Origin of the sequence: Nguyenibacter vanlangensis, assembly GCF_013376155.1 — a bacterium.
Classification (GTDB): domain Bacteria; phylum Pseudomonadota; class Alphaproteobacteria; order Acetobacterales; family Acetobacteraceae; genus Gluconacetobacter; species Gluconacetobacter vanlangensis.
Window position 1 is genome coordinate 1 of the sequence record NZ_JABXXP010000338.1, and the last position, 3,150, is coordinate 3,150.

Consider the following 3,150-nt stretch of genomic DNA (forward strand, 5'->3'; position numbering starts at 1 on the left):
AGGCGGATACCGGCCTGGCGCCGCACGGGGTCGCCATCCTGCATGCGCGCGGCGTGCACGTGCAGGCGGGCGTGCTGGAGATCAGCGGGGTCAGCGTCTTTCGGCTGGACGATACCGACCATATGATCCTGCGCGTGGAGGCGCCGCGCGGGCGCCTGGGCCGCGGGGTGTGGGTGCTGGAGGATGCGCGGACGATCCGGGCGGACCATCTGCCGCAGCCGGTGGGGCGCTTCGTGATGGCGACCGACCTGACGGTGACGCGGGTGCAGGAGAGCTTCGCCTCGCCCGACACGCTGTCGGTGTGGGCGCTGCCGGGATTCATCGCGCTGCTGGACCGGTCGGGGTTTTCGTCCATCCGGCACAGGCTGCATTTCCAGTCGCTGCTGACCCTGCCGATCCTGGCCGGCACGATGGCGCTGGTCGCGGCGGGGTTTTCGATGCGCCCGACCCGGCGCGGCGGGGTGGCGCGAATGATCTTCGGCGGCGTCGCCTCGGGGTTCGCGCTGTTCACGATCTCGAAGGTCGCGGCGCAGTTCGGCGAATCGGGCGCCATGCCGCCGCTTCTGGCGGCCTGGGCGCCGACGGGGGCCGGGCTGTGCCTTGCAGTGTCGCTTCTGCTTCATCTAGAAGACGGATAATGCCGAAACCGATGTCCCGCCGCCCTTCAGTCCGCCTTATGGGCCCCGTTGCGGGCCGGCATGCGCAGGCGCGCGGAACCCTGCTGACCGCCACGATGCTGGGCAGTACCCTGCTGGGCGCGGCGATCCAGGTCCATCGCGCCCATGCGCAGGCGATATCGACCAAGCCGATCCAGGTCCAGACGGGCGCGCCGGCTTCGGGCAACGAGCCCGTGACGTTCCAGGCGGACAAGGTGACGTACGACAACGCCAACGGGATCGTCACCTGGTCGGGCAATGTGCAGATCTGGCAGAACGACCACGTGCTGCGCGCCGACACCGTGACCTATGACCGCAATACCGGCCTCGCGGCCGCGAAGGGCAATGTCGCGCTGGTCCAGCCCGACGGCACCGTGCTGTTCAGCGACTATGCCGAGCTGAGCGGCGGGATGCGCAACGGCATCATGACCCGCGTGCACGCCCTGATGAGCGAGAACGCCAAGCTGGCCGCCAACGGCATGCGCCGCACGGACGCGAAGGTCAACGACCTGGCGCGGGCGGTCTATACGGCGTGCGCGATCTGCGCCAAGCACCCCGAGCGCCCGCCCTTCTGGCAGTTGCGGGCCTATGACGCGATCGACGATACCGAGCACAAGCGCATCGAGTTCCGCGACGCCTATATCGACATGCTGGGCATTCCGGTCATGTACCTGCCCGTCTTTTCGATGTCCGATCCGTCGGTGAAGCGGCAGAGCGGCTTTCTGACGCCGGGGCTGACGCCTTATGATCGGTATCTGGGAAGCTATGCCACCATCCCGTATTACTGGGTGATCGACGGGCAGTCGGACATGACGATCCAGGCCCTGCTGTCGACCCGGACCGGGCCGCAGGTCAGCAGCCAGTACCGCAACGCGCTGAATTTCGGCACGCTGAACATCCTGGCCGGGCTGGCCTATGACACGCACCGCGAGGGCGCGTTCGTCAACACGTTCGGCAACACCACCGGATCGACCAACGACCACGGCATCCAGGGCTTCGTCTTCGCGCAGGCCCAGGCGTCGATCTCACGCGAATGGCGGACGGGCGCCAACATCAACCTGGCGACGTCCGCGAACTATATGCGCGATTACCGCGTGACCGGGTATGGCCAGGAGACGCTGGCCTCGAACGTCTATCTGGAAGGGTTCGGGACCGGGGCCTATGCCCGCGTGGACGCCCAGGCCTATCAGGGCCTGAACCAGGGCACCATCAACAACAACCAGCTTCCGTGGGTGCTGCCGCGCTTCACCTACAGCTATTTCGGGCAGCCCGATGCGCTGGGCGGGCGGCTGTCGGTGGATACGACCGATTTCTACGTCTTTCGCACCGTCGGCGTGAGCGACCAGCGGGGCCAGTTGGCGCTGAACTGGGACCGGCCGTTCCATAACCGGCTGGGGCAGTTGTGGAAGCTGACGCTGCGCCTGGATTCGACGCTGTACCAGGCGACCGACCTGAACCAGCAGCCGCTGTACGGCCTGACCAAACGATCGGCCACCAGCGGGCAGGCCCTGCCGACCATGGCGCTGCGGATGAACTGGCCGTTCCTGCGGACCTTCGCCAGGGGAAGGGGCACGCAGATCCTGGAGCCGATCGCCCAGGTGATCGCAGCGCCCAACAGCGGCAACAGCCGCACGCGCAACATGCCCAACGAAGACAGCCTGGCCTATGAGCTGACGGATTCGACGCTGTTCTCGCTGAACCGCTATGCCGGCACGGACCGGCTGGATGGCGGGCTGCGCGGCAATTTCGGGCTGCATGGCAACTGGACCTGGAATGGCCATGAAATCGACACGCTGGTCGGCGAGAGCGTCCAGGAGCATATCGACCGGAACCGCATCCCCTATTCGGGGTTGAACCACCATCTGTCCGACGTGGTGGCGCGGGCGCGGCTGGCGCCGAGCCGTTTCGTCGATTTCACCGGGCGCGTGCGGGTGGACCCCTATGCCAAGCGGGTCGATTTCGGCGACGCGCTGCTGAGCACCGGGCTGACGCATTTCCATGTGACCGGGGGCTATGTCTATGAGCCGGTGACGCCCTATTACTATTATGCCACCAACATCCAGACGGGCAACCCGCCGGCGGCCTATTACGTCAAGACCAACGAACTGACGATGGGGGCGTCGGCCAACTGGGCGGCCTATCACGTGTCGGGTTTCGTGCGGCGCAGCCTGTCGCGCGAGCAATTCGTCGCCATGGGCGGCAATGCCGGGTACCAGAACGACTGCTTCGGCTTCAACATCATGTATGTCAAACAATATACCTCGATCGGCGGCCAGCAGCGCAATTCGACCATCATGTTCACCCTGACCTTCAAGACGATCGGTGCCTTTGGTATCCATGGCTGACCCGATGCGTAAGAGACCGAGCCCCATGCGACGCCCCCAGAAGACCGTTCTTTCCTCGACGATCCTGGCCAGGGTGCTGGCTGCCGGGCTGGCGGGCTGCGCCGCCGGGACGGCGCTGGCCGCCCATCATGCGAAGCCGGCGGCCCCCG

Annotated in this window: 2 protein-coding genes; both read left to right on the forward strand. The window is 66.3% G+C overall.

The annotated features are described in order from the left end of the window. The coding region (locus tag HUK84_RS13410) for an LptF/LptG family permease (protein WP_176640738.1) at nucleotides 1-638 on the forward strand (638 nt) is incomplete at its 5' end. Between the two features lie 11 nt (nucleotides 639-649). Next, nucleotides 650-3,001, forward strand: coding sequence for an LPS-assembly protein LptD (locus tag HUK84_RS13415; protein WP_374729353.1), 2,352 nt, complete (start codon nucleotides 650-652; stop codon nucleotides 2,999-3,001). Nucleotides 3,002-3,150: the final 149 nt, after the last annotated feature.